General features: G+C 65.5%; 17 protein-coding genes, 2 pseudogenes and 2 riboswitches. Of the genes and pseudogenes, 6 read left to right on the top strand and 13 right to left on the bottom strand.

Features of this window, described 5'->3' with window-relative positions; genetic code table 11:
• Positions 1-189: 189 nt before the first annotated feature.
• The 6 genes from AC1ZQA_RS02705 to AC1ZQA_RS02680 all read right to left on the bottom strand — a co-directional run bounded on the left by AC1ZQA_RS02705 (position 190) and on the right by AC1ZQA_RS02680 (position 7,815).
• A complete protein-coding gene (locus AC1ZQA_RS02705; protein WP_482678309.1) occupies positions 190-1,614 on the bottom strand; it encodes an L-serine ammonia-lyase in 1,425 nt (474 codons plus the stop codon).
• A gap of 15 nt (positions 1,615-1,629) precedes the next feature.
• The gene (locus tag AC1ZQA_RS02700) at positions 1,630-2,700 is read right to left on the bottom strand and encodes a threonine aldolase family protein (protein WP_482678308.1); all 1,071 of its coding nucleotides are present in this window, start codon (positions 2,698-2,700) and stop codon (positions 1,630-1,632) included.
• Positions 2,701-2,712: 12 nt separating this feature from the next.
• Positions 2,713-5,595 (bottom strand): aminomethyl-transferring glycine dehydrogenase, encoded by a 2,883-nt coding sequence (gene gcvP, locus AC1ZQA_RS02695; protein ID WP_482678307.1) that lies wholly within the window; start codon positions 5,593-5,595, stop codon positions 2,713-2,715.
• 30 nt (positions 5,596-5,625) lie between these two features.
• Complete coding sequence (gene gcvH, locus AC1ZQA_RS02690) at positions 5,626-6,000, bottom strand: glycine cleavage system protein GcvH (RefSeq protein ID WP_482678306.1); 375 nt, start codon at positions 5,998-6,000, stop codon at positions 5,626-5,628.
• Between the two features lie 86 nt (positions 6,001-6,086).
• A complete protein-coding gene (gene gcvT, locus AC1ZQA_RS02685) occupies positions 6,087-7,247 on the bottom strand; it encodes a glycine cleavage system aminomethyltransferase GcvT (RefSeq protein ID WP_482678305.1) in 1,161 nt (386 codons plus the stop codon).
• Positions 7,248-7,325: 78 nt separating this feature from the next.
• A riboswitch (glycine riboswitch) is annotated at positions 7,326-7,430 on the bottom strand.
• A 3-nt stretch (positions 7,431-7,433) separates the two neighbouring features.
• Positions 7,434-7,528, bottom strand: a riboswitch (glycine riboswitch).
• Between the two features lie 38 nt (positions 7,529-7,566).
• Positions 7,567-7,815 (bottom strand): TIGR04438 family Trp-rich protein, encoded by a 249-nt coding sequence (locus AC1ZQA_RS02680; RefSeq protein ID WP_482678304.1) that lies wholly within the window; start codon positions 7,813-7,815, stop codon positions 7,567-7,569.
• Positions 7,816-8,011: 196 nt separating this feature from the next.
• Between AC1ZQA_RS02680 and AC1ZQA_RS02675 the strand changes: the two genes are divergently transcribed.
• Positions 8,012-8,338, top strand: a complete 327-nt coding sequence (locus AC1ZQA_RS02675; protein WP_482678303.1) for a c-type cytochrome — start codon at positions 8,012-8,014, stop codon at positions 8,336-8,338.
• A gap of 242 nt (positions 8,339-8,580) precedes the next feature.
• Here AC1ZQA_RS02675 and ltrA read toward each other — a convergent pair whose 3' ends face one another.
• From ltrA to AC1ZQA_RS02650, 5 genes are all read right to left on the bottom strand, one after another.
• Complete coding sequence (ltrA, locus tag AC1ZQA_RS02670; RefSeq protein WP_482678302.1) at positions 8,581-9,984, bottom strand: group II intron reverse transcriptase/maturase; 1,404 nt, start codon at positions 9,982-9,984, stop codon at positions 8,581-8,583.
• Between the two features lie 570 nt (positions 9,985-10,554).
• Positions 10,555-11,691, bottom strand: a complete 1,137-nt coding sequence (locus tag AC1ZQA_RS02665) for a branched-chain amino acid ABC transporter substrate-binding protein (RefSeq protein WP_482678301.1) — start codon at positions 11,689-11,691, stop codon at positions 10,555-10,557.
• Between the two features lie 197 nt (positions 11,692-11,888).
• A complete protein-coding gene (locus AC1ZQA_RS02660; protein WP_482678300.1) occupies positions 11,889-12,248 on the bottom strand; it encodes a hypothetical protein in 360 nt (119 codons plus the stop codon).
• Positions 12,245-12,670 (bottom strand): DNA polymerase III subunit chi, encoded by a 426-nt coding sequence (locus tag AC1ZQA_RS02655; RefSeq protein ID WP_482678299.1) that lies wholly within the window; start codon positions 12,668-12,670, stop codon positions 12,245-12,247. The genes AC1ZQA_RS02660 and AC1ZQA_RS02655 overlap by 4 nt, the downstream gene beginning before the upstream one ends.
• A gap of 30 nt (positions 12,671-12,700) precedes the next feature.
• Positions 12,701-14,164, bottom strand: a complete 1,464-nt coding sequence (locus tag AC1ZQA_RS02650; protein ID WP_482678298.1) for a leucyl aminopeptidase — start codon at positions 14,162-14,164, stop codon at positions 12,701-12,703.
• A 107-nt stretch (positions 14,165-14,271) separates the two neighbouring features.
• Here AC1ZQA_RS02650 and lptF point away from each other — a divergent pair, with 107 nt between their 5' ends.
• The 4 genes and pseudogenes from lptF to AC1ZQA_RS02630 all read left to right on the top strand — a co-directional run.
• Positions 14,272-15,405: an LPS export ABC transporter permease LptF gene (gene lptF, locus AC1ZQA_RS02645; protein WP_482678297.1), complete on the top strand. Its 1,134-nt coding sequence runs from the start codon at positions 14,272-14,274 to the stop codon at positions 15,403-15,405.
• A complete protein-coding gene (gene lptG / locus AC1ZQA_RS02640) occupies positions 15,405-16,502 on the top strand; it encodes an LPS export ABC transporter permease LptG (protein ID WP_482678296.1) in 1,098 nt (365 codons plus the stop codon). Before lptF ends, lptG begins: the two co-directional genes overlap by 1 nt.
• 22 nt (positions 16,503-16,524) lie before the next feature.
• Positions 16,525-17,475, top strand: coding sequence for a CysB family HTH-type transcriptional regulator (locus AC1ZQA_RS02635; protein WP_482678295.1), 951 nt, complete (start codon positions 16,525-16,527; stop codon positions 17,473-17,475).
• Positions 17,476-17,497: 22 nt separating this feature from the next.
• Positions 17,498-18,388: pseudogene (locus AC1ZQA_RS02630) on the top strand (methionine aminotransferase); the annotation flags it as partial.
• Between the two features lie 60 nt (positions 18,389-18,448).
• On the opposite strand, the gene AC1ZQA_RS02625 reads toward AC1ZQA_RS02630, so the two are convergent.
• Positions 18,449-20,152 carry an IS1634 family transposase gene (locus AC1ZQA_RS02625; protein ID WP_482678294.1) on the bottom strand — a complete coding sequence of 568 codons (1,704 nt, stop codon included), beginning with the start codon at positions 20,150-20,152 and terminating at the stop codon, positions 18,449-18,451.
• Positions 20,153-20,328: 176 nt separating this feature from the next.
• On the opposite strand from AC1ZQA_RS02625, the pseudogene AC1ZQA_RS02620 reads away from it, so the two are divergent.
• Positions 20,329-20,607 (top strand): annotated as a pseudogene (locus AC1ZQA_RS02620) (aminotransferase class I/II-fold pyridoxal phosphate-dependent enzyme); the annotation flags it as partial.
• On the opposite strand, the gene gluQRS reads toward AC1ZQA_RS02620, so the two are convergent.
• Positions 20,585-21,487: a tRNA glutamyl-Q(34) synthetase GluQRS gene (gene gluQRS, locus AC1ZQA_RS02615; RefSeq protein WP_482678293.1), complete on the bottom strand. Its 903-nt coding sequence runs from the start codon at positions 21,485-21,487 to the stop codon at positions 20,585-20,587. The pseudogene AC1ZQA_RS02620 and the gene gluQRS sit on opposite strands and share 23 nt — an antisense overlap.
• Between the last annotated feature and the right edge of the window lie 10 nt (positions 21,488-21,497).

Below are 21,497 nucleotides of genomic sequence, written 5' to 3'. Positions count from 1 at the left end.
AATGCAGACTGGAGCGTCCCGGCATCCCACACGCGGGGAGGCTGGGTGGGGGCAAAGAGCTGGCTGCGACAGTGCGCAGGCACTGTCCGAAAAAACTCATCTTGGCGACTCAGGAGGTTCGGGCCTTGCAAGGCCCGAGACCCTTCGTTCGTCACCCAACAGTGCGCAGGCACTGTTGGGTGTACGAACTCAGCACTCGACGATGTTGACCGCGAGACCGCCGCGGGCGGTTTCCTTGTATTTGGTCTGCATGTCGGCGCCGGTTTCGCGCATGGTCTTGATCACCTGGTCGAGCGAGACGATGTGCCGGCCGTCGCCGTGCAGCGCCATGCGCGCGGCGTTGAGCGCCTGCACCGCGGCGATCGCGTTGCGCTCGATGCACGGCACCTGCACCAGCCCGCCGACCGGGTCGCAGGTGAGCCCGAGGTGGTGTTCCATGCCGATTTCCGCGGCGTTTTCCACCTGCTCGGGTGTGCCGCCGAGCACCGCGCACAACGCGGCCGAGGCCATCGAGCAGGCCACGCCGACCTCGCCCTGGCAGCCGACCTCGGCGCCGCTGATCGAGGCGTTTTCCTTGTAGAGCAAGCCGATCGCGCCGGCGGTGAGCAAAAAGTCGATCACCCCGGCGTCGTTCGCCCCGGGGACGAACCGGGTGTAGTAATGCAGCACTGCGGGGATGATGCCGGCAGCGCCGTTGGTCGGCGCGGTGACCACGCGGCCGCCGGCGGCGTTTTCCTCGTTGACCGCCAGGGCGTAGAGGTTGACCCAGTCGATCGCCTGCAAGGCATCGCGCAGCGGCTGCGGCGGCGCGGGCAGCGCGCCCGCCTCGCGCGGCAGCGCGCTGCCCGTGAGCGCGCGGTAAAGCTGGGGCGCGCGGCGGCGCACGTGCAGCCAGCCGGGCAGCTCGCCCTCGGTGGCGCAGCCGCGCGCCGCGCACGCCTGCATCACTTGCCAGATGGCGAGCAGCCCGGAGTCGATCTCGGCGTCGCTGCGCCAGTGCCGTTCGTTGATGCGCATCACTGCGGCGATGGTCATGCCGTGCGCGCGGGTGAGCGCGAGCAGTTCGGCCGCGCTGTGAAACGGCAGCGGCAGCACGGTGGTGTCGGGGGCGATGCGCCGTTGCTTCTCGCCATCTGCCGCGACCTCGTCGCTGACCACGAACCCGCCGCCGACCGAGTAGTAGACGCGCTCGTCCAGCAGCGCGCCTGCGGCGTCGAACGCGGAAAACCGCATGCCGTTGGCGTGCAGCGGCAACTGCTCGAGCGCGTAGAACACGATGTCGCGCGCCGGGTCGAACGCGAGCGGCTGCACGCCGAGCAGGTCGAGGCGGTGCGTCGCGCCAACGGCGGCGATGCGCGCGGGGATGCGATCGACATCGACGGTATCGGGGGTTTCTCCCATCAGCCCGAGCACGACCGCGCGGTCGCTGCCATGCCCCTTGCCGGTGGCGCCCAGCGACCCGTACAGCGCACACCGCAACCGCGCCACCCGGGGCAGCCCGCCGCTGGCCTGCAGTTGCAGCGCAAACAGCCGGGCGGCGCGCATCGGCCCGACGGTGTGCGAGCTGCTCGGGCCAATGCCCACCTTGAACAGATCGAACACCGAGACCGCCATGGCCCAGCCCCTAGATCAGGTTTGCGCCGCGCACGCGGCGGCGATGTCCGCGGCGAAGGCATCGACCGCCTCGGGCGTGGTGTCCCACGCGCACATCAGCCGGCAGCCGCCATCGGCGATGAATTCGTAAAAGCGCCAGCCCTGGGCGTGCAGCGCGTCGATCACTGCGCGCGGCAGATGCGCGAACACCGCATTCGCCTCGGGTGGGTGCAGCACCTGCACGCCCGGGACGTCGCGGATTGCCGCATACAGCCGCTGCGCCATCGCGTTGGCGTGCCGCGCATGGCGCAGCCAGGTATCGCCTTCGAGCATGCCCAGCCACGGCGCGGAAATGAACCGCATCTTGGACGCCAACTGCCCGCCCTGCTTGACCCGCCAGGCGAAGTCCTGCGACAGCGCGCGGTCGAAAAACACCACGGCCTCGCCCACCGGCAGGCCGTTCTTGGTGCCGCCAAAGCACAGCACATCGACCCCGGCGCGCCAGGTGATGTCGCTCGGATGGCAGCCCAGATGCGCCACCGCGTTGGCAAAGCGCGCGCCGTCCATGTGCAGCCGCAGGTGATGGCGCTTGGCCATCGCGGCGATCGCGCGCACTTCCTCGACGCTGTAGACCGTGCCGAGCTCGGTCGCCTGGGTGATCGACACCACCTTGGGCTTGGGAAAGTGGATGTCGCTGCGCTTGGTCACCAGCGCGTCGATCGCCTCGGGCGTGAGCTTGCCGCGCCGTGCCTGCGCGCTTTCGCCTTCGGTGATCAGCAGCTTGGAGCCGCCGGAGAAGAACTCCGGGCAGCCGCATTCGTCGGTCTCGATATGCGCCACCGGGGTGCAGATCACCGCGTGGTAGCTCTGGCACATCGCCGCCAGCGCGAGCGAATTCGCCGCGGTGCCGTTGAACACGAAATACACGTCGCAATCGGTCTGGAACAGCGCGCGCAGACGGTCCGAGACGCGCTGCGTCCAGGCGTCATCGCCATACGCCGGCTGATGCCCCGAGGCGTTGGCCTGCAGCAGCCAGTGCAGCGCCTCGGGGCAGATGCCGGCGTAGTTGTCGCTGGCGAAATGCTGACGGATTTCAGCGGACTGCATGGTGTTGGCGGGTCACTGCGCGTAGTCGGCGATCGGCAGGCAGGCGCATTGCAGATTGCGGTCGCCCCAGGCGTTGTCGACCCGGCCGACCGGCGGCCAGTATTTGTTGGCGCGGACCGCAGGAATCGGAAACGCGGCCTGCTCGCGGCTGTGCGCGTGCGCCCAGTCCGCGCCGAGCACGCTGGCTGCGGTGTGCGGCGCGGCCTTGAGCGGGTTGTCCTCGCGCGGCCACTGCCCGCGCTCGACGCGGGCGATTTCCTCGCGGATCGCGATCATCGCGTCGATGAAGCGGTCGAGCTCGGCGAGCGACTCGCTTTCGGTCGGCTCGATCATCAGCGTGCCGGGAACCGGAAAGCTCATGGTCGGCGCGTGAAATCCGTAGTCCATCAACCGCTTGGCGACATCCTCGTTGCTGATTCCGGTGGACTCCTTGAGCGGGCGCAGGTCGAGGATGCATTCGTGCGCCACACGGCCGTTCTCTCCGGTGTAGAGCACCGGGTAATAGGGCTTGAGCCTTTCGGCGATGTAGTTGGCCGACAGAATCGCGACGCGGCTGGCCTGGGTCAGTCCGGCTGCGCCCATCATGCGGATGTACATCCAAGAAATCGGCAGCACGCTGGCGTTGCCCAGCGGCGCGGCGCTGACGGCACCGACGGCCCCGTCCCGGTCGATTCCGGCGCTGCGGTGCACCGGCAGGAACGGCGCCAGGTGCGCGCGCACCCCGATCGGCCCGACCCCGGGGCCGCCGCCGCCGTGCGGAATGCAAAACGTCTTGTGCAGGTTGAGGTGCGACACGTCCGCGCCGAACTCGGGCGGGCTGGCCAGGCCGACCAGCGCGTTCATGTTGGCGCCGTCCACATACACCTGCCCGCCGTGCTGGTGCACGATGTCGCAGATCTCGCGCACCCGGGTTTCGAACACCCCGTGGGTGCTTGGATAGGTGATCATGCACGCGGCAAGACTCGCGCTGTGCTGCTCGGCCTTGGCGCGCAGATCGTCCAGATCGACATTGCCCTGCGCGTCGCACGCGACGACGACGACGCGCATGCCGGCCATCTGCGCCGAAGCCGGGTTGGTGCCGTGCGCCGAAGACGGAATCAGGCAGACATCGCGGTGGCCTTCGCCGCGGCTGGCGTGATACGCGCGGATGACCAGCAGCCCGGCATATTCGCCCTGCGAGCCGGCGTTGGGTTGCAGGCACATCGCGTCATAGCCTGTTGCGGCGCACAGCCACTGCTCGAGCTGCTGCGCCAGCCGGGCGTAGCCGCGGGTTTGCTCGGGCGGGGCGAAGGGGTGCACCGCGGCGAACTCGGGCCAGGTGATCGGCACCATCTCGCTGGTGGCGTTGAGCTTCATGGTGCACGAGCCCAGCGGAATCATCGCACGGTCGAGCGCGATGTCCTTGTCGGCCAGACGGCGCAGGTAGCGCAGCATTTCGGTTTCGCTGTGATAGCGGTGGAACACCGGATGGGTGAGGTAGCTGTTGCCGCGCGCCAGCTGTTGCGGCCAGCGCGGCGCCACACCCTTTTCGGCTGCGGCGAACAGCGCGTCGCACTGCGCCACGCCGAAGCACGCCAGGATGTCGCACAGATCCTGCCGGGTCACGGTTTCGTCGAGCGACACCGCCACATGCTGCGGGCCTACACGGCGGAAGTTGATGCCACGCTGCAGTGCCGCCGCGTGCACCGCATCGGTCCGCATGCCGGTATGCACGGTCAAGGTGTCGAAGAACTGGGGGTTGAGCACCGGCAGCCCCGCCTGTTCCAGCCCCTGCGCCAGCAGCACGGTGTAGGCATGCACCCGCTGCGCGATGCGCTTGAGCCCGTCGGGCCCGTGGTAGACCGCATACATGCTGGCGAGCACTGCGGGCAGCACCTGCGCGGTGCAGATATTGCTCGTGGCTTTTTCGCGGCGGATGTGCTGCTCGCGGGTCTGCAACGCCAACCGGTAGGCCGGCTGGCCATGCGCATCCTGGCTGACGCCGACCAGACGACCGGGCATCGAACGCTTGAGCGCATCGCGCACCGCCAGATAGCCGGCGTGCGGGCCGCCGCATCCCAGCGGCAGACCGAAACGCTGCGTGGAGCCGCAGGCGATGTCGGCGCCGAGTTCACCGGGCGACATCAGCAGCGTCAGCGCCAGCAGGTCGGCGGCGACGATGACCAGCACGCCCCGCGCCTTGAGCGCCGCGATGCGCTCGCGATCGTCGCGCAGGGTGCCGTCCGCGCCCGGGTATTGCAGCAGCACACCGAAATAGTCGCCCTCCAGCGCCTGGTCCACCGGGCCACTGATCACCTCGATCTCCAGCGGCACGGCGCGGGTATGCAGCACTTCGAGGGTTTGCGGCAGCACGTCGTCGGCAACGAAAAAGCGCTGCGATTTCAGTCGGGTCGAGCGCAGTGCGAGGGTCATGGCCTCGGCTGCGGCGGTGGCCTCGTCGAGCATCGAGGCGCCCGCCACGTCCATGCCGGTGAGATCGGCGATCATGGTCTGGAAGTTCAGCAGGGCTTCGAGCCGACCCTGGCTGATCTCGGGCTGGTAGGGCGTGTAGGCGGTGTACCAGGCCGGGTTCTCCAGCACGTTGCGCTGAATGACGCCGGGCATCAGCGCGTTGAAATACCCCTGGCCGATATAGCTGCGCATCACCGTGTTGTCCCGGGCGACACCGCGCAATTCCGCAAGCGCCTGCGCTTCGTCGATGGCCGTGGGCAGATCGAACGCCCGCTGCCGACGGATGGCTGCGGGAATCACCGATTCGATCAGTTCAGGCAGACCGGGCGCGCCCAGCGCGGTCAGCATGCGCTGCTGGTCCGTGGCGTCGGGGCCGATGTGGCGGCGCTGAAAGGCCTGCGCGTCTTCAAGATCGCTCAGCGCGGGTTGGGTGGACATCAACATGCAAATCTCCGGGGAAGCGGGCAATGGCGCTCAGGCGTTCTTGAGCAGTTCGGCGTAGGCGGCCTCGTCCATCAGACCATCGAGCTGGCTCGGGTCGGACAGTTTGATGCGAAAGAACCAGCCGCTGTCCTGCGGGTCGGTGTTGGCCAGCGAGGGGTCGGCGCGCAGGGTCTCGTTCACTTCTGTCACCTCGCCAGAAACCGGGCTGAACACGTCTGCCGCGGCCTTGACCGACTCGACCACGCCAACGGTGTCGTGCGCGGCATAGGTCTTGCCGACCTCGGGCAGGTCGACGAACACCACATCGCCCAGCGCGTCCTGCGCATGGGGGGTGATGCCGACGGTGGCGATGCCATTGGCATCGAGGCGGATCCATTCATGGTCGGGGGTGAATTTCAGGCTCATGGAACACTCCGGATAGCAGGGAAAAGTCGAATCAGAAACGGGCTTGAAACAGAAAAGAGTCGAAACAGCCAACCGCCGCGCATCAATCACCCGCGCCAATAGCGGTGCGGCACAAACGGCATGGGTTGCAACTGCATGGGCACGGCACGGCCGCGCACCTGGGCATGCAGCGTGGTGCCCGGGGCGGTGAATTCGGTGGCGACATACGCCATGGCCACTGGCCCACCTGCGCTGGGCGCAAAACTGCCGCTGGTCACGCGGCCGGCCAGGCGGCCATCGGCTGCATGCAATTCGGTGCCCTCGCGCACCGGCGTGCGATCCAGCCCGATCAGGCCAACCCGGCGTCGCGTCACGACAGCAGGGTTGTCGAGCTGCGACAGGATGCGGTCCGCGCCGGGAAAGCCCCCTGCCCGCGCGCCCCCGGTCCGGCGGACTTTTTGCAAGGCCCAGCTCAGCCCGGCTTCGACCGGGGTGGTGGTGGTGTCGATATCGTGGCCATACAGGCACAGACCGGCTTCCAGACGCAGGGTATCGCGCGCGCCCAGACCGATGGGTTTGACCTCGGGCAAGGCCAGCAGCAGCCGCGCCAGTCGCTCGGCATCGTGCGCCGCCACCGAAATCTCCAGCCCGTCCTCGCCGGTGTAGCCGCTGCGGGTGGCATAGATGCGGATCGGCGTGGTCGGCGTCGGAACGTCCATCCAGCGCCCGGTCATGAACACCAGCCCTGCGGCCTGCGGCATCAGCCGGGCGAAACTCTGCACCGCCAGCGGCCCCTGCAGCGCCAGCAGCGCCTGCTCGGGCATGGGAACGATCTCGCAGCGGTCTGCGAGGGTCTGCAGCAGGGCGACATCCTGCGCCTTGCAGGCGGCGTTGACGATGAGGAACAGCTCAAGCCCCTGACCATCGGCACGCGGGCGAGGAATCACCATCAGGTCGTCGAGAATTCCGCCCGCGTCGTTGGTGAACAGGGCGTAGCGCTGCTTGCCTTCGGCCAGCCCTTGAATGTCCACCGGCACCAGGGTTTCGAGCGCGGCAGCAGCGCCATCACCGCGCAACGCCACCTGCCCCATGTGCGAGATATCGAACAAACCGGCACTTTGCCGGGTTTGCAGGTGCTCGGCAAGAATGCCCGCCGGATACTGCACTGGCATGGCATACCCCGCAAACGGCACCATGCGGGCGCCGAGTTCGAGATGCAGCGCGTGCAAGGGGGTGGAAATCAGATCGGAAGCTGTGGAATCGGACACGTCGGGTTCTCGCGGGGGTGCGGCGCTTGCGCCAGTCATTCCACGCTTCGCACCATGACGGCAGCAAAGCGCGGCGCTCAACCCCTCGCTGTCCCGGGTACCTGAGAGATTGATCCGGCACATGGCCAGACTTGCCCCTTCGGTGAGCGCCCAGATGCAGCGCCACTCTCCAGTGAGGAACACCTTGCGGTGTGGTCAGTCCTTCTGCCTGAGCGGTACACCCTGATCGGGCTTACGCCTTCGGCGGCTGCGGCAAGACAGCTCTCTCCTGACCGAGGAAAGTGTATCGCAGAGCCGCCCAGCCGCCACCATGCAGGGTCTATTTTTTTCGACGATCGCTGCCCAGCCCCAGGCTGGCGCGGTATTTCTGTCGGCGCGCCTTTTGCCGATCCGCCATCTCGTTCATCGCACGCTTTTTCGAGATGTCGAACATGGGATCGATGATCTCCCACCAGATGAAGGCAAGCGCCAGCGGCAGAAGCACCCACCACCAGGACCAGGCAGCGACAGGCGCAATGCCCATGAGCTTGAGGACAATGAAAATCAGACCAAGGATGACGAACGCCATGACATTGCACCTGCTGGGAGGGAATCGCGACAAGATACAAAAGGAAACACCGAATTGCACAGCGCGTGTTGCGCAAAATCAATCTGAACCGACGACGCGATCATTCTCGCTGACTTCCTTCGCTCCAAGTCAACCGAATTGACTAAGATGCGTTACTTGGCTGTACCTGTTTTGTTTAACCCTCTGGAGGACTGGAATGAAAAAAGCTGTTTTTGCTGCTGCTCTGGCCGCTGCCGCCACCATGACCATGTCGTCGGCTTTCGCCGCTGAAGACATGATGGCTCTGGCCAAATCGAAGAACTGCCTGGCTTGTCACGCAGTCGACAAGAAACTGGTTGGTCCGTCCTATCAAGACGTCGCGGCCAAGTACGCTGGCAAGCCCGGCGCCGTGGACACCCTGAGCAACGCCATTCTGCACGGCGTGTCTGGCGTGTGGGGCCCGGTTCCCATGCCGGCCAACCCGCAAGTCACCCCCGCCCAGGCCAAGCAACTGGCCGAGTGGGTTCTGTCGCTGAAGAAGTAATTGCCGCGATGCGCGAACCTCATGGGTTCGCTGCAGCGATAGTGTGATGTGCATCAGCTGATTGACTACGGTTGACATCCCACCCAAAGCCGAGTGCCACAAGCTCCTCGGCTTTTTTGTTGCGTATTTGTTGTGCCTTTTTAGTTTTTTGGCATGTCTTGTGCTGATGAGATCGAGTAGGGGACGGGGTCACCCCCGTCGCCCTCTCACACCACCGGACGTGCGGTTCCGCATCCGGCGGTTCATTGAACACACTGGAGTCGTCGCGTCGTATCAAGCAGCGACACCAGACCTAATCGATCAAAGAAGGACTTCGGGAAGGCCTGGTTCATGTGGCTTGCGCCACTGTTCCACCACGGCCCGCGTTGGTTGAACGCCGAGCGAAATGCCCGCTCTTCCGTTAGCCCCGCCTTCATCAAGTTCCTGGCGCGAGTGTAGGGGCGTTTCCACTGCCGCCACAGGATGCAGCGCAGCTTGCGCCTGATCCAGCCATCCCGCTCTTCCAGCGCCCGCTTGGTTTCGGTCAGCTTGAAATACGCCGCCCAGCCGCGCAGGATCGGGTTGAGTTCGTGGATGACCGTCGTCAGGTTGCGCCCCCGCGCGCCTTTGAGTACTGCGCGGATTTTGTCGTCCAGCCGGCTCAGGCTGGTCGGCGCGATCCGCAGCTTCGGGGCTTTGTGCCACGTCAGGCTGTAGCCCAGAAACTGCCTCTTCCACGGTTCGGCCACCGCGCTCTTGGCCACATGGACCTTGAGCTTGAGCGTGTCCGCCAGAAACCGGGTGATGCTCGCCATGACCCGCTCCCCCGCCGCCTTGCTTTTGACGTAGATGTTGCAGTCGTCTGCATAGCGGCAGAAGGCATGGCCCCGGCGTTGCAGTTCCTTGTCCAGTTCCGTCAGCAGGATGTTCGATCGCAGTGGACTCAAGGGCCCGCCTTGCGGCGTGCCTTCCGTCCGCGGGGAGACGATCCCCTGTGCCATCATGCCCGCTTCGAGATACCGGCGGATGAGGCGCAGTACCCGACCATCACTGATCTTCGTCGAGAGTTTCTGCATCAGCAGGTCGTGATGGACCCGGTCGAAGAATTTCTCCAGGTCGATGTCGACCACGACCCGGCGGCCTGCGGCCACGTATTGCTGCGCTGCCTTGACCGCCTGATGGGCGTTCTTCCCCGCTCGGAAGCCGTCGCTGTGCGCCGGGAAGTCCGCCTCGAAGATCGGCGAGAGGACTTGATGCAACGCTTGCTGGATCAGCCGATCCGTCAGCGTCGGTATGCCGAGTGTCCTGACCCCGCCTTGCGGCTTGGGGATGTCCACCCGGCGCACTGGTGAGGGCACGTATTCCCCCGCCAGAAGCTTGGCCTTGATCGTCGGCCAGTGTTGCTTGAGGTGTGCTTTGAACTCATTGCCGCCGATGCCATCGACACCGGCCGCCCCTTTGTTCTTGAGCACCCGATCATAGGCAAGCACCAGGTTGCCGCGTTCGACCACGGCTTCCATCAGCCCGCTTGCCCGCGCCCACTCCGCTTTCGTCTGCTTGCGGGTCGTCGGCTCAGCCTCGGCACGAGTCCCGGCCCCGGCGACGTTCCGCGCCACCGCATCCAGGTTCGCATCCGCTTTGCGCGGATCTTCTGCCTTCCTCGACATGCTCCGTGTTCCCGCCGCCTACTCGCGGTCTTCAATGTTCGGCCCTTCGGCTTTCGCCTACTATGGCCTCTGCTGACTTCTGCACAGGCATCCCGCCATCTCACGATGGCAGTAGCACAAAGGTCGCCCTCGGCACCTGTGCAGATCTCCCCGGGTATGACGCACCCACCTTGTGCCGCCTCGCTTCGCTCGTGACGGCATCCCGCTGCGCGGGACCGCCCTTCGGGCGTCCTTCGCCTTCGGCTTGTCACGCTTATGCCCGTCGGATCTACGTCACGGCGTTCCGTGCAAGTTTCGGGCTTTGACGATAATGGCCGCCTCACCCCACCGTGCCGCCTCGTATCCGCTTCCTGTTCGTCAGGCCAGCGCTTTGCCTTCGGCTTCCTCCAGATTTCCAGTCGCCCAGAACACCCTTGCCGTTCGGCTAACTCTTCCCCTTGCCGGGCGAGTAGAGGACTTTCACCTCCAAGTGAGTGCGCCCTGCCGGGCGCACCATTAAAAAAAGCACCCCGAGGGGCGCTTTTTTGTTGAATCCAGGCACAGACCGCTGCGCACCTGGAGGCAACAGAGTTACTGCACGGCCAGCACGCTCTTCTTGCCGTCCTTGTCGAACTCCGAGATGGTGATGGTCGCATCCACCAGTTCGCCGGTCTTGGTGAAGTGGATGTCTTTCTTGGTCACGCCGTTGTAGTTGACATTGGCAATGAAGGGCAGATATTTCTTCGGATCGACCGACTTGGCCTTCATCATGGCGTGCGCCAGCACCATGGTGCCGTCATAGGAGTACGGGGAGTAGAGCTGGAAGGCATTGGGGCCGAACTCGGCGTCGTAGCGCTTCTTCCAGGCTTCGCCGCCCGGCATCTGGCTCAGCGGCGAGCCGCCTTCGGCGCAGATGGTGCCGGCAACCGCTTCGCCCGCCAGCTTGCCCAGTTCCGGTGCACAAATGCCGTCACCGCCCATCAGCGTGGCCTTGATGCCCAGTTGGCGCATCTGGCGCACCAGCGGACCAGCTTGGCTGTACATGCCACCATAGAAAATGATGTCGGGATTCGACGCTTTGATCTTGGTCAGAATGGCGGAAAAGTCGGTGGCCTTGTCGTTGGTGAACTCGCGATCAACCATCTTCATGCCGTCTTTTTGCGCGGTCTTGGCAAACACGTCGGCAACACCCTGGCCGTAGGCGGTGCGGTCGTCGATCACTGCAACAGTCTTGGCCTTGAGCTTGTTCTTGGCGTAATTGGCCAGACCAGAGCCGAGCGCATTGTCATTGGCGATGATGCGGAAGAAGGTCTTGAAGCCTTGTTGCGAGATCTTGGGATCGGTGGACGACGGAGTGATGTCAGGGATGCCGGCGTTGTTGTAGATGCGCGAGGCCGGGAAGGTGCAACCGGAGTTCAGGTGACCGACCACTCCGTTGACCTTCTCATCGACGAACTTCTGTGCCACGGTGGTGGCCTGTTTCGGATCGGCCTGATCGTCCTGGGCGTCGACCTTCCAGATGACTTTCTTGCCGCCGATGACGATGTTCTGCGCGTTCAGGTCCTTGATGGCCATTTTCACGCCATTGGCGTTGTCCTGACCGAAGCTGGCCTGCGGGCCGGACATGGGCGATGCACTGCCGATGGTGACGGTGACGGTGTCTTCCGCGTACGCAGTGCCGATGGCCATGGACAGAGCCAGCAGCGGAGCAACATATTTGAGTTTCATGAATGAGCCTCCAAACGAGTGAGAGATGTGTTGTGTTGTGAAGTCAGGATGAATCTGACAGAGCGATACATTAACTGAGTTACAGATTTTTGAACAGATCGCCTTTCCCAAGGTAAGCAAGCAATGTGCCTGGGCAACGTCTGGTTGACAAGTCTGCGGCGGATTTCAGCGCGCATCGCGTCGATCGCTGCGCCAACCTATCGCTGTTTCACCGCCTCGGCAAGGGAATCACGCAGCATCTGTTCGATCGACTGAAACACCTTGGCGGCAACTTGCGGAGCCAGGGCATCAAGCTCGGCACGCACCTGCTCCTGCAAGCGCTGCTGCAGTACCGGCGCGATCTGCGCCCAGAGCTGATTCGGGTCGATTGCGGACGCACGCACAATCGGATCGGCGGTTTGCAGCAGCGATGCCGGATCGCGATAGACCGCATCGGCATAGGCCGATGGCTGGACCTCAAAAGGCGCGGCAATGTCCCCCTCTGTGACGGCGTCGTCGGGCTGCAGGCGCTCGGTAAGCACGGGCAGGATGACATGCTGGGGAGGCAGGGGTTTCATGATCCAGACGGAATGACTTTGGGCTCGACACCGGCCGCGCGGTAGGCCCGCAGCCGCTCGCGGGCAGCGGGCTTGTCGGGGGCGTGCTCGCCCACGAGTTCGATCACGCGATCCAGACTGTCCCAACCCGGCACCAGATCGGGGCCGAGGTTGACCAGCGCGTCCAGGCGGCCTGCCTTCTGCAGATCCGGGGTGGCCGCGAGGATGACCGGCGTTTGCGCGGCAAGCGGGTCGTCCTGCCAGACATGCGCAACAAAGCTGCCGGGCTGAAAGGTCCAGAGCAGCTGATCGAGTTCATCGAGAAACGGCTGTGGCGCCGCAACCAGCAGCCGCGCACTGTGCTGGGTCGCCGTGCGCAGCAGTCCGCAGGCGTAACGCAGCGGATCTGGCAGGTTCACACGAAATTCGACGGCGCAGGCCATGGACTCAGACTGAGGTCGATGCGCGCAGACTCATTTCACCTGCGACAGCAGATAGCGCACCAGCAGCGGCACCGGGCGGCCTGTGGCCCCCTTGTTGGTCCCGCTGTTCCAGGCGGTGCCCGCGATGTCGAGATGCGCCCAGCGGTAGTCCTTGGCGAAGCGCCACAGGAAGCAGGCCGCCGTGATGGCGCCAGCCGGACGGCCGCCAATATTGGCCACATCGGCGAAATTGCTCTTGAGCGCGTCGGCGTACTCGGTCTCCAGCGGCAGGCGCCAGCAGGGGTCGAGCACGGTGCGACCGGCTTCGAGCAGAGCGTTGGCGAGCGCGTCGTCGTCCGTGAACAAGCCGCTGTTGACCTTGCCCAGCGCGATCACACAGGCGCCGGTCAGGGTGGCAATGTCCACGACGGACTGCGGCTTGTAACGCGCGGCGTAGGTCAGTGCATCGCAAAGAATCAGGCGACCTTCGGCATCCGTGTTGAGGATTTCGATGGTCTGGCCCGACATGCTGGTGACCACATCGCCCGGCTTGACCGCGCCGCCATCGGGCATGTTCTCCGTGGCCGCGATCAGGCCGACCACATTGAGCCGGGGCTTGATGCGCGCGATCGCCTCGAACGCGCCCAGCACCGAGGCGGCACCGGACATGTCGAACTTCATCTCGTCCATCTCGGCGCCGGGCTTGAGCGAGATGCCGCCCGTGTCGAACGTCACCCCCTTGCCGACCAGCACATGCGGCGCCTCCTTCTTGCCTGCGCCGTGATACTCCAGCACGATGAAGCGAGGCGGCTGCACCGAGCCTTGCGCCACGGCGAGGAACGCGCCCATGCCGAGTTTTTCCAGCTCGGCGCGACCGAGCACCTTGCAGGTCAGGTTGTGGAATTTGGCGAGCTTTTTCGCCATGTCCCCCAGATAGGTCGGCGTGCAGTAATTGGCCGGCAGGTTGGCCAGTTCGCGCGTGAGCCGCACGCCGATGGCCACGGATTCCGCTTGCTGCAGGACGGCCTTGGCATGCGTCAGCCCGGCTTCGGCGCCAACTGCGCAGAGATGCACGGCGTCGAGCCGGGGCGGGTCATTCTGATCGACGGTGCGGGTGGTGTCGTAGCGGTAAAACACGTCGGCGAACACCACAGGCGCGAGCTCGGCCAGTGTGTCCAGCCCGTTGACGCACAGCAGATGCGCCTGCGCCACGGGCAGGCTCTTGATCACACCGGCGGCAACCTGCAGGGCCTTCTTCCAGTCGCGCATGTCTGGCTTGGCGGCCAGTCCGACCAGCAGCAAACGCCGCGCCGCAACCGCCTGCGGCCGATGCAGCAGCATGGTGCTGCCAGGCTTGGCCTTGAAATCGCCATCGACCGCGAGCTGCGCGATCAGGTCGTCGAGCGCGTCGGCATCGCCCAACCCGCTGGCACCGCGCCCCTCCGGAACGAACACGACCAAGACATCGGTTTTGGTCTGAAGAGGCTTTTTGACGGCAGATATACTGAATTTCATGTCCGGGTTCCATGGAGAGTGTGGAATGCATTATTCCATCGCACCGCGCCCCGTGCCCACGCCCGCGGCCCGCTCCCGCCTACCGCTCTCGCCGCCCGTTCTTCCGCATGCTTCTCGACCTCACCCTGCGCCGTGAAATGAGCCGCAACTTTGGCGGCGCTTTCACCGTGCTGTTCACCGTGGTCATCACCCTGATGCTCATCCGCATCCTGGGGCAGGCGTCCGATGGTCAGGCCAGTCCGCAGGACGTGTTCCTGCTCATTGGGCTCACCGCACTGAGCTATCTGCAAATCGTCATCACCCTGTCGCTGTTTCTGGCCGTTCTGCTCACGTTCACGCGCCTGTGGCTCGATTCGGAAATGACCATCTGGCGCACCACGGGTGTCGGGCGGCTGCGGCTGATGGGCAGCGTGCTGCGTTTTTCCTGGCCCATCCTGCTGCTGATCGCGGCGCTCACCCTGTTCGCCTGGCCGTGGGCCAACCAGCAGTCCACCGCGCTGCGCATCCGCTTCGAGCAGCGCTCGGACATTTCGCGCGTGGCGCCGGGGCAATTTCGCGAATCGGCCTCGGGCAAGCGGGTGTTTTTCATCGACAAGGGCGCGCAGGCTGGGGGCGTGGCGCATGACATCTTCATCCGCGACGACACGTCCGGGCAGACAGTCCTGATCACCGCACGATCGGCGCAGGTGCAGCGCATCGACGGCCAGCCGTTTCTGGTGCTGCGCAATGGCAACCGCTACGCACACACACCGGGACAAGTGAACTACACCATCACAGCGTTCGACACCCTGGAGATGCGGCTCGACGCCACCAGCGGCCTGAGCACGGTAACGGCTAACAAGACCGGCCCAGTGAACTGGCTGGCGCAACCCAATCGCAATGTGCCCACCGAGTATCTGTTCAACCCGACCCTGCCGAACTGGTTGGGCGAGTTGTCCTGGCGGCTGGGCGTGCCGTTGTCGGCCGCGCTGCTTGCGCTCATGGCGCTGCCGCTGGCCTCAGGTTCGGTGCGCACCGGGCGTGCAGGCAGCCTGATCGCCGCCATCCTGGTGTATCTGATCTATTTCAATCTGCTCAACGTGCTGCAGGGCTGGATCAGCGAGGGGCGGGTGGGATTCACCACCGGATTTCTGCTGCTGCATGGCGCTGCCCTTGCGTTTTTGCTGGCGCTGCTGTTGCGCGGCAATGGCGGGCTGCAGCGTCTGTGGCATGGACTCACCCAACGCGGAGCAAACGCCTGATGCGCACGGTTCGCCGCTTTTTGCTTCTGCATGTGTTGAGCGCTGTCGGTCTGGTGACGTTCGCGTTTCTGGCCTTGCTGTTTTTCATTGACATGCTCAACGACCTGAGCAACCTCGGCAAGCCAGATTTCAGTCTCAGCGGCACCTTGCTGCATGTGGCCTTGAGCATGCCCAGCCGCGCCTATGAGGTGCTGCCCATCGCCACCCTGGTCGGTGGGGTATTTGCACTGTCGTCGCTGGCCGCCAGCAGCGAGTTCACCATTTTGCGGATGTCGGGGCTGAGCCCGCGAGGGGCGCTGCTGCTGTTGCTGCAACTGGCCGCCGCATTGGTGATCACGCTGTTTCTGCTGGGCGAATGGCTGGCGCCTGCGGCCGGGCAGCTTTCCGCACAGATGAAGGCTGGCGGTGGCACCGGAATCGGCACGCAGCTGGCCTCGGGTGTCTGGCTGCGCAATGACTCCGATCGCAGCGGCAACCAGACCGTCAATATCCAGGCCATCAATACGCAGGGCGATCTCACCGACGTGCGCATCTATGTGCTCAATGCGCAGGCGCAGATCACGGCAGAACTCCACGCCCTCAGCGGCCAGTACGAGGGCAGTGGCACCTGGATGCTGCACAACGTCACCCGCACCGATCTGCCGTTGCAAACGGGCGCTGCGCTGCAGGTCAGTCAGCTGCCGAGTTTTCGCTGGCAGACTTCGCTGTCGCCCAGTGTGCTCGGGGTGCTGCTGTTGCCGCCGGACAAGATGTCGGCCATCGATCTGTGGCGGTACATCCAGCATTTGCGGGCCAATCACCAGGCCGCCGAGCGCTATGAAATCCAGCTCTGGAAAAAGCTGTTCTATCCGTTCAGTGCCGTGGTCATGCTGCTGCTCGCCCTGCCCTTCGCCTATCTGCACACGCGCTCCAAGGGGGTGAGCGGCAAGGTGCTCGCGGGCATCGTGCTGGGCATTGCGTTCATCCTGCTCAACACCCTGTTCTCCAGCCTGGGCATCCTGGGCACCTGGCCACCCGCGCTCACGGCCGCCATGCCCATGCTGCTGTTCGGCGGACTGGGGTTGATCGTGTTTGCCTGGCAGGTGCGGTTCCGCTGAAGGACGACGCACGAGGACGGCGATGAATCTGCACCAGTTCCGCTTCCTGCAGGAGGCCGTGCGCCGCAAGCTCAATCTCACCGAGGCGGCGCGCGCGCTGCACACCTCGCAGCCCGGGGTGTCCAAGGCCATCATCGAGCTGGAAAGCGAACTCGGGGTCGAGATTTTCAGCCGGCACGGCAAGCGCATCCGCAAACTCACCGAGCCCGGCGTGGAGGTGCTGCGCAGTGTGGACATCATCCTGCGCGAGGTAGCCAACCTCAAGCGCATCGGACAGGACTATGCCGCGCGCGATGCCGGGGAGCTGACGGTAGCGGCCACGCACACGCAGGCGCGCTACAAGCTGCCGTGGGCGATCGCCGAATTCCGCCGCCGCATGCCTGCGGTGCAGGTCAGACTCATCCAGGGCACACCCGAGCAGGTGGCGCAGGCGGTGCGCGAGGAGCGTGCCGACCTGGGGCTGGCCAGCGAGTCGCTGCAGGACGCGCCCGATCTGCTGACCCTGCCGTGCTACAGCTGGCAGCATCTGGCCGTGGTGCCGCATGGCCATCCGCTGTGCGAGCGCGTCGAACCCACGCTGGCCGAACTTGCCACCTATCCCCTGGTCACCTATGAGCCGACATTCGCTGGCCGCCGCCAGATCGACGCCGCCTTCGCGCATGCCGAGTTGCAACCGCAGATCGTGCTCGAAGCGCTCGACTCCGATGTGCTCAAGACCTACGTTGAACTCGGTCTGGGCGTCGGGCTGATCGCGGAAATGGCCATCTCCCCCGAACGCGACACCGGCCTGCGCGCGCTGCCGGTGGGTCACCTGTTCGGCCAGCAGCTCACCCGCGTGGCGTTCAAGCGCGGTGTGCTGCAGCGCAATTTTGTTCCCCTGTTCACCGAACTCATCTCGCCCCGCCTGCCGCGCAAGCTGGTGGAACAGACCCTGCGCGGTGAACTGGACGGGCAGGATGTGTTCTCGATCTGATTCCCCTTGATCCGGTTTGCCCATGCCGCCCCGCACCCCTGTCCTCGATTCGCGTCTGCCGCAGGTCGGCACCACCATCTTCACCGTGATGTCGGCGCTGGCGCAGCAGCACGGCGCGATCAACCTCGGCCAAGGGTTTCCCGATTTCGACTGCGACCCCAAGCTGATCGACGCAGTCGAAGCCGCCATGCGCCGCGGCGACAACCAATACCCGCCGATGGCCGGCGTGCCCGCGCTGCGGCAGGCAGTGGCCGACAAGATCGCCGCGCTCTACGGCCACCGTTATGACGCCGATGCCGAGATTACCATCACCGCCGGCGCGACGCAGGCCATCTTCACCGCGCTGCTCGCCGTGGTGCATCCGGGCGAAGAGGTCATCGTGCTCACGCCCTGCTATGACAGCTACCTGCCCAACATCGCGCTGTGCGGCGGCATCGCCCGCACCGTGCCGCTGCGTGACGATTTCCGCCCCGACTTGGCCGCAATCGCTGCGGCGATCACCCCGCGCACCCGCGCCCTGCTGATCAACACCCCGCACAACCCGAGCGGCACGGTGTGGAGCGAAGACGACATGCGCGCGCTCGACGCGCTGCTCGCGCCGACCGACATCGTGCTGATCGCCGACGAGGTTTACGAACACATGGTGTTCGACGGCGCGCAGCACCACAGCGCCGCGCGCTTTGCCGGGCTGGCCGCGCGCGCCTTCGTGGTGTCGAGCTTTGGCAAGACCTTTCATGTCACCGGCTGGAAGGTGGGCAGCGTCGCCGCGCCGGCGGCGCTCACCGCGGAATTCCGCAAGGTGCATCAGTTCAATGTGTTCACGGTCAACACGCCGATGCAACACGGCCTGGCGGCCTATCTTGCCGATCCGGCGCCGTACCGCAATCTCAGCGCGTTCTACCAGGCCACACGACTTCGACACTTCCGGCACGCAACTTGTTGATTGCATTGGAAGCTGGCTTCCGAACGCAGACTACAGGAGGGGCGCGGGCAGGTCGGTGGGGGCTGGCGTGGGCAACGACAGATCGGCGAACAGCGCCTTCTGCGCCGGGGTGATTTCGGTGAGTCCGTACGCGGTTTCGCCGCTGGCGGATTGGACCGTCTGCTGATGGATGGCGCGCAGCTGCTCGAGCCAGCGCGTGGGTGAGCCCTCGCGACCGGCCGCGCGCAGCCGCATGCGCAGGACGCGGTACAGGATCAGTGCGATGAAGCAGATCAGTGCGTGGGCGCGAATGCGCTGGGGTAGCCGGTGGTAGACCGGGCCGATTTCGATGTCGGATTTGAGCACCCGGAAGCCGCGCTCGATGTCGGCCAGACTCTTGTAGCGCTGCACGACCTCGTCGGCCGGCGCATCGGTGTTGGTCACCAGCAGCAGCTTGCCGTCGAGCAGTTCCAGGTAGTGCTTGCGCGCTTCGTCGATCGCGTAGTTGAACAGCTCGCCCTGAAGGTCGACCTTGACCACGTGGGCCATGTTGGCGTCCTTGACCGCGTGGTAGAAGCGCGCGGTCGCGCCCGAATCCGACAGCGGGCGCCCAGGTCGCCGATGACCGGCGTCCTGGGCATCGAGGGTGCCGCCCCACTGCTGGCCCAGCGCGACGAGCTCGGCCAACGTGTCCTCGCGCCGCTGGCGGCGACGCGCTGCCACCTCCGGGTCGTGGGCGACAACCAGGCGTTGCTGTTGCCACGGCAGCTGCGCCGTCCACGGCGTGGCGCTGTCCTGCCCGGTGGCCAGACGGCGCAGATCGTCGGCAAACTCACTGTGGCGCGCGGCGGGCACCGCCAGGATGTACTGCACGTCGACGTCGCGCCCTTCGGCTCGCAACGCCTCACCCAGCGCGCTCAGCTCCTTGAGGTTGTCCAGGCTGAGCAGGCCGCGGTCGGCGATCAGCACCACGCGCTTGAGCGGGTAACGCGCCAGGAGACGCCGGATGCTCGGCAACAGCGTGCGCGCCTCAGCCGTGTTGCCGGGATGCACCTCATGGGCGATCGGCAACCCGTCGGCGGTCTGCACCAGCGAGAGCATGAACTGGCGCTCCACCTTGCCGGACTTGCCCATCCCGTGCGCACGCACGTCGCCGGGCAACTCGCTGTCGCCGGCAACGCTCACTGTCGTGAGGTCGTAGAACACCACCGACAGGTCCTGGTCAACCAAAGGGCGCAGCAGCATCGACAGCCTCTCGCCCAAGGCGTCGGCATGCTCGTCGAGCACATCCATCGCCCGCAGCAGGTGCTGGTGCTGAGGGGCTTGGCCGAAGGTGAATTCCGTGGGCAGCGCCACCGTGTCGAGCCAGCGCAGTACCCCCAGCTTGCTCCCCGCGTCGCTGAGGCGGTTCCACACCATGGCGCGCAGACAGCCCAGCACGTCAACCTCGGTCTTCGAGCGCCTCCAGGCGCCGGCCAACTCATCGAGTTCGAGTTGCTTCCACAGTTGCGCCAGCGCCCAGACGTCGCCCGCTTGCCGGCTGCCAAGAAAGCGCAGCCCCTGCAACGACGAACTCGGTGGCGCGCGGCCCTGGGCACGCTGCAATCCGGCGACCAGCTTGTCCACGTCACCGCCCACGTCGAGCCGACCCAGCGTGCACACCGTGCGCTGACGCGGCTGTCCTGCCTCGTTGCGGAACGATTCCACAAGCTGCGCGTAGCGCCGACCGCCGGACTGGGTGACCTTGATGAACATGACCGGAGTGTAACCGATGCGAAGCGCGCAATCAACTACAACACAGTTATAAACGTGCCACTACAAGCCGCCCGCTAAAACCAACCCCTCCGCGCGCTCAAGTCATTGATTCAACACGCCACGTCCGGCCTCAGGCCCGCCCGAAGGCCGGGAAATCGGCCCCGAAGTGTTGAACTTGGGAGGCCAAGCGCGACCGCTTCCGCGCCGGGCTGGCCGCAACCCGCTTCGACATCCTGCCCTGCAGCGGCAGCTATTTTCAGTGCGTGCGGTATGGCGCGATCAGCGACCTGCCGGACACAGACTTCTGCCGCTGGCTGACCGAGCGGGTTGGCGTGGCCGCGATTCCGCTGTCTGCCTTCGAGCCCGACGGCAGACAGCGCGGAGTGGTGCGTTTTTGCTTTGCCAAGCAGGAGGCAACGCTGGACGCTGCGCTCAAGCGGCTGGCGGCGCTGTGACCCAGCGCGCCCGCCAGGCGTGAACCGCCTGCGCCAGCAGTTCGGGCAGCGTCTGCGCCTGCACCTGCAAATTGAGCACCCGCAGCGCCGCGCGCACGCTCTCCGGCCCCGCAACGAAGGCCTGCGCACCCCGGTGCTTGGAGAGCTTTTCGCCTTTCGCATCGCGCACCAGCGGGGTGTGCAGATAGCGCGGGGTCGGCAGACCGAGCAGCCGCTGCAGCGCGATCTGCCGCGCGGTGGACGCCGCCAGATCCTCGCCGCGCACCACATCGGTCACGCCCTGCGCCGCATCGTCCACCACCACGGCGAGCTGGTAGGCCCAGGCACCGTCCGCCCGCTTGAGCACGAAGTCGCCCGCATCTCGACTGAGCACCTGCGATTGCGCGCCGAGTCGCCTGTCGATCCAGTGCAGGGGCTTGCTCGCATCATCCGGCAGTCGCACGCGCCACGCACGCGCCGGACGTCCGTTGAGACCGTCGCGACAGCTACCCGGGTAGACCGGCTCCTGACCGCGCTCTGGCAGTCGGCCGCTTTGCGCCAGCACCGACAGAATCTCGCTGCGTGAGCAGGCGCAGGGGTAAGCATGGCCCGTCTGAATCAGCGCATCCAGCGCGTGCTGATACAGGGCAGAGCGCTGCGATTGCCAGGTGGGCGGTTGGTCTGGGTGCAGGCCGCAGTCTGCCAGTTGCTGCAGGATGCGCTGCCCTGCGTCCGGCAGGTTGCGGGTGAAGTCCACGTCCTCGATCCGCACCAGCCAAACCCCGCCCCGCGCCCGCGCGTCCAGCCAGGAGGCCAGCGCCGCAACCAGTGAACCGTCATGCAGCGGCCCGGTCGGTGACGGTGCAAAGCGGCCGATGTAGGTCGGGGTGGATGCGTTCATGCCAGCGCGC

It is taken from the genome of Thiomonas sp. DCM-2, from assembly GCF_056820905.1.
This window is presented reverse-complemented; position numbering and strand designations above follow the sequence as displayed.